This window comes from Flavobacterium sp. (genome assembly GCF_021151785.1).
In the GTDB taxonomy this organism is placed as follows: Bacteria; Bacteroidota; Bacteroidia; order Flavobacteriales; family Flavobacteriaceae; genus Flavobacterium.
On the sequence record NZ_JAGKWP010000153.1, the window covers coordinates 1 to 3,749 of the forward strand.

4 protein-coding genes and 3 tRNA genes are annotated in these 3,749 nt (G+C 34.5%); 5 read left to right on the forward strand and 2 right to left on the reverse strand.

All coding sequences use genetic code 11. The features are described from left to right. The first annotated feature begins 124 nt into the window (after window positions 1-124). Together QZ824_RS11005 and QZ824_RS11010 are read left to right on the forward strand one after the other, a co-directional pair. Window positions 125-619: a DUF4920 domain-containing protein gene (locus tag QZ824_RS11005; RefSeq protein WP_291276065.1), complete on the forward strand. Its 495-nt coding sequence runs from the start codon at window positions 125-127 to the stop codon at window positions 617-619. A 9-nt stretch (window positions 620-628) separates the two neighbouring features. Beyond that, window positions 629-1,069 carry a hypothetical protein gene (locus QZ824_RS11010; RefSeq protein WP_291276066.1) on the forward strand — a complete coding sequence of 147 codons (441 nt, stop codon included), beginning with the start codon at window positions 629-631 and terminating at the stop codon, window positions 1,067-1,069. 37 nt (window positions 1,070-1,106) lie between these two features. Here QZ824_RS11010 and QZ824_RS11015 read toward each other — a convergent pair whose 3' ends face one another. Then, on the reverse strand, window positions 1,107-1,868 hold the full coding sequence (locus QZ824_RS11015) for a C40 family peptidase (RefSeq protein ID WP_291276067.1): 762 nt from the start codon (window positions 1,866-1,868) through the stop codon (window positions 1,107-1,109). A 76-nt stretch (window positions 1,869-1,944) separates the two neighbouring features. After that, complete coding sequence (locus QZ824_RS11020) at window positions 1,945-3,123, reverse strand: acetyl-CoA C-acyltransferase (RefSeq protein ID WP_291276068.1); 1,179 nt, start codon at window positions 3,121-3,123, stop codon at window positions 1,945-1,947. A 256-nt stretch (window positions 3,124-3,379) separates the two neighbouring features. Between QZ824_RS11020 and QZ824_RS11025 the strand changes: the two genes are divergently transcribed. From QZ824_RS11025 to QZ824_RS11035, 3 genes are all read left to right on the forward strand, one after another. Continuing rightward, window positions 3,380-3,463, forward strand: a tRNA-Ser gene (locus QZ824_RS11025). A 12-nt stretch (window positions 3,464-3,475) separates the two neighbouring features. Further along, window positions 3,476-3,550 (forward strand) — tRNA-Pro (locus tag QZ824_RS11030). A 41-nt stretch (window positions 3,551-3,591) separates the two neighbouring features. Next, window positions 3,592-3,665: transfer RNA gene (locus QZ824_RS11035), tRNA-Arg, on the forward strand. Window positions 3,666-3,749: the final 84 nt, after the last annotated feature.

A 3,749-nucleotide genomic window follows, 5' to 3' on the forward strand; every position in this document is an offset into this window, starting at 1 on the left:
TACAAATTTACTAAAATAATGTTTGTTTTATTGCGAAAATTTGAATAATTATTAACATTAGTAATTCGTTAATAATTCAAAAAAAGAACTACATTTGTCTTATAAAAATTATTAATTTATTCTCATGAAATCAAAAATTATTGCTTTATTCGGTTTAGTGATTTTTGCTTCTTGTAACCAAAAAAAGGAAGCTGTTCAAGAAAATGAAATCAAAAAAGAATTTGCAGTTTTTGGGGATTCTATTTCTAAAGACAATGCATTAACCGCAGCGCAAATGTTAGCTAAGTATCAAAAACTTAAAAAAGGTGATACCTTAGCTGTTAAGTTTACTACTAAAATTAATGAAATATGCCAAAACAAAGGATGTTGGATGACTTTGGATTTAGGTCAAAACCAGCAAGCTTTTGTTAAATTTAAAGATTACGGGTTCTTTGTTCCAATGAATGCCCAAAATAGAGAAGTAGTGGTAGAAGGTAAAGCTTTTATTGAAGAAACTCCTGTAAATGAATTAAAGCATTATGCAGAGGACGAAGGAAAATCTAAAGCAGCTATTGATAGCATTACAACACCTAAGAAGGAATTGAAATTTTTAGCTCATGGCGTTTTAATTGCTAAGTAATACTTGGATATGAAAAGATTTATAAGTATGGTTTTTTTTGTTTTTTTATCAGTAAGTTGTACTTCTAATAAAAAAGAAGATAAAAACCAAGAATCTTGTGCTAAGCCTAAAGACGAATTTCAAATGTATGAAGTATCCGAAATGGCTGCCTTGATGGAACAAATGTATGTAGAGAATACCCGATTAAAAGACCGGATTTTGAAAATGGATTCTTTAGGTCAATTTCCAACATACTTTCTGAAAATGGAAAAAGCTACTTTTACAAAAGGGAAGGAGCGTGACGCTTTTTTTAATAAGCATGCTAAATTATTTATAGATGCACAAAAAGCAATTTATGAAGCTGAAGACACTAAAGTTGCTTTTAATTCTATGGTGGATCAATGTATCGCTTGTCATGAAGTCAAGTGTGGGGGACCCATTATGCGAATTAAGAAATTGTATATTAAATAAGTAAAGAAAGTGGTAAATGAAGATTTATCACTTTTTTTTATAGTAATTTTTTAATGACTCTTAATTTATGGGTATGTCTGCCTGTGTCAACATTGTAAATACCTAAATGGTCTATTCGATCAATACGTACCTTACCAGAGGCATGAATAATGTAATTGTTTTCCATCATGATGCCTACATGAATAATAGAACCTTCATCATTATCAAAAAAAGCTAAATCACCAGGTTCACTTTCTTCAATAAAACTTAGTGGTTCGCCTTGAGTAGCTTGCAGGGATGCATCTCGTAATAGTTTATAGCCGTTTAATTTATATACCATTTGGGTAAACCCTGAGCAATCGATACCGAAAGGCGTTTTGCCTCCCCATAAATAAGGTGCGTTTAGATAAAGAAAAGCCGTTTTTAGAAGTTGTTCTTTAGGTTTTATACCGCAAACTTTCAAGCCTTCAAATTGGTAATTCATCGTATTAATTTCATTCACATCTAAAAAAGACAATGAACTACCCACAGGAATTGGCATTAATTGGTTGCTTCCGTAGGAAATGAAATCAATTAAATCTCCATTTAAAATAGGCTCACTTTCTTCAATTAATTGGAATTGGTTTTCAGTTAAGACTTGGTATTGCTTACTATCAATCCAACCTTCATAATGGTCAAAAGAAGTTTGAATGTACACCCATTTTGGTGTTTTTTCAATTATTTTAAAATGATCACCAAATAATAATTGGGAAACCATTTCACTTCGATCACTGGCTTCTGCTCTGATAGGTACAATTGCTAAATTACAAATTCCGAACATTCAGTATGAATTGATAAATAACAATTGGTAATAGTCTATTGTACTACCAATTGTTATTATTTATGTGATTAATTAGTTAAGCTTTTTCAATTACAATAGCCGATGCGCCACCTCCACCATTACATATAGCTGCGGCTCCATACTTGGCATTGTTTTGTTCTAAAACGTTAATTAAAGTAACAATGATTCTAGCTCCTGAGCAACCCAGTGGGTGACCTAATGAAACAGCACCACCGTTTACGTTTATTTTATTGTTGTCTAAGCCTAAGATTTTAGCATTAGCCAAACCTACTACTGAAAAGGCTTCGTTGAATTCGAAGAAGTCGATATCTGAAATAGATAAACCAGCTTTGTCTAGAGCTTTAGGCAATGCTTTGGCTGGGGCAGTAGTAAACCATTTTGGTTCTTGAGCAGCATCTGCATAAGATGTGATGTAAGCCAATGGTTTTAAGCCTAATTCAGTTGCTTTTTCTTCACTCATAAGTACTAGGGCAGCGGCCCCATCATTAATAGTAGATGCATTTGCTGCCGTTACTGTACCGTCTTTAGTAAATACAGCTGGTAATGAAGGTATTCTATCTAATTTTACATTCGTAAACTCTTCATCTTTAGTTATTAGAATAGGCTCCCCTTTTCTTTGTGGAACTTCTACAGGAACTATTTCAGCATCAAATTTACCCGCTTCCCAAGCTGCTGCTGATCGTTCGTATGACTGAATAGCGAATTGATCTTGTGCTTCTCTAGAAATTTGGTATTCTGAAGCGCATAAATCGGCACATACTCCCATGGCATTGTTATCATATGCATCTGTTAAACCGTCCTTTTGCATTCCATCTACTAGAGAAGTAGGACCAAATTTTACTCCATTTCTTAAATGTACGTAATGAGGAATCATACTCATATTTTCCATTCCACCTGCAACCACAATTTGAGCATCTCCTGCCATGATGGCTTGCGCTCCCTGCATTACAGCTTTCATTCCACTAGCACACACTTTATTAATGGTAGTACATGCTACTTCATTAGATAAGCCTGCAAACAAAGCTGCTTGGCGTGCTGGAGCTTGACCGTTTCCTGCTTGTACAACATTCCCCATTAATACTTCATCAACTAAAGTGGGGTCTAATTTAATTTTATTTAAAGCACCTTTAATCGCTGCTGCGCCTAATTTCGTTGCGGGTACTGATGATAAAGCGCCCATAAAACTACCTATTGGTGTTCTTACCGCTGATACGATAACTACTTTTTTGCTCATTGTGTTTGAATTTATTTTTTTGCGAATGTAACGAAATATTGTGGAATTCTAAAGTAAAAATGTATCTTTGGTCATTCTTAAGTACAATAGCTTATTAAAATACGTAGAGTAATAAAAAAATATTTGATTCTATGTAGTTGATAGTTAGAGAATTTAAGAAAAAGTGAGAAAAAAAACGAAAAAAGAGTTGCAAATATTAGAATCTTGTTCTACATTTGCAACCGCAAAAAAGATAAGTTCTTACGCAGAAAATACTGGAGAGGTGCCGGAGTGGTAACGGAGCAGATTGCTAATCTGTCATCGGGTAACCGATGCCAGGGTTCGAGTCCCTGTCTCTCCGCTTTTTTGTTTTCGGGGTGTAGCGTAGCCCGGTCATCGCGCCTGGTTTGGGACCAGGAGGTCGCAGGTTCGAATCCTGCCACCCCGACTTTTTTAGCTTCCCAATTAATTGGCTAAATTAAAATTAATGGTCTCATAGCTCAGCTGGATAGAGCAACTGCCTTCTAAGCAGTAGGTCTCAGGTTCGAATCCTGATGAGATCACATTAAAAAGCCTTGTAAGTCAAGGCTTTTTTTGTTTTTATTAGTTTCTTTATTCTATTTGTTAGTATTTTAAATTTATTAAGT

Bases quoted from the DNA above. Each gene is read 5' to 3' on its own strand.
- QZ824_RS11005 (WP_291276065.1), top strand. From the start codon at position 125: ATGAAATCAAAAATTATTGCTTTATTCGGTTTAGTGATTTTTGCTTCT.
- QZ824_RS11010 (WP_291276066.1), top strand. From the start codon at position 629: ATGAAAAGATTTATAAGTATGGTTTTTTTTGTTTTTTTATCAGTAAGT.
- QZ824_RS11015 (WP_291276067.1), bottom strand. From the start codon at position 1,868: ATGTTCGGAATTTGTAATTTAGCAATTGTACCTATCAGAGCAGAAGCC.
- QZ824_RS11020 (WP_291276068.1), bottom strand. From the start codon at position 3,123: ATGAGCAAAAAAGTAGTTATCGTATCAGCGGTAAGAACACCAATAGGT.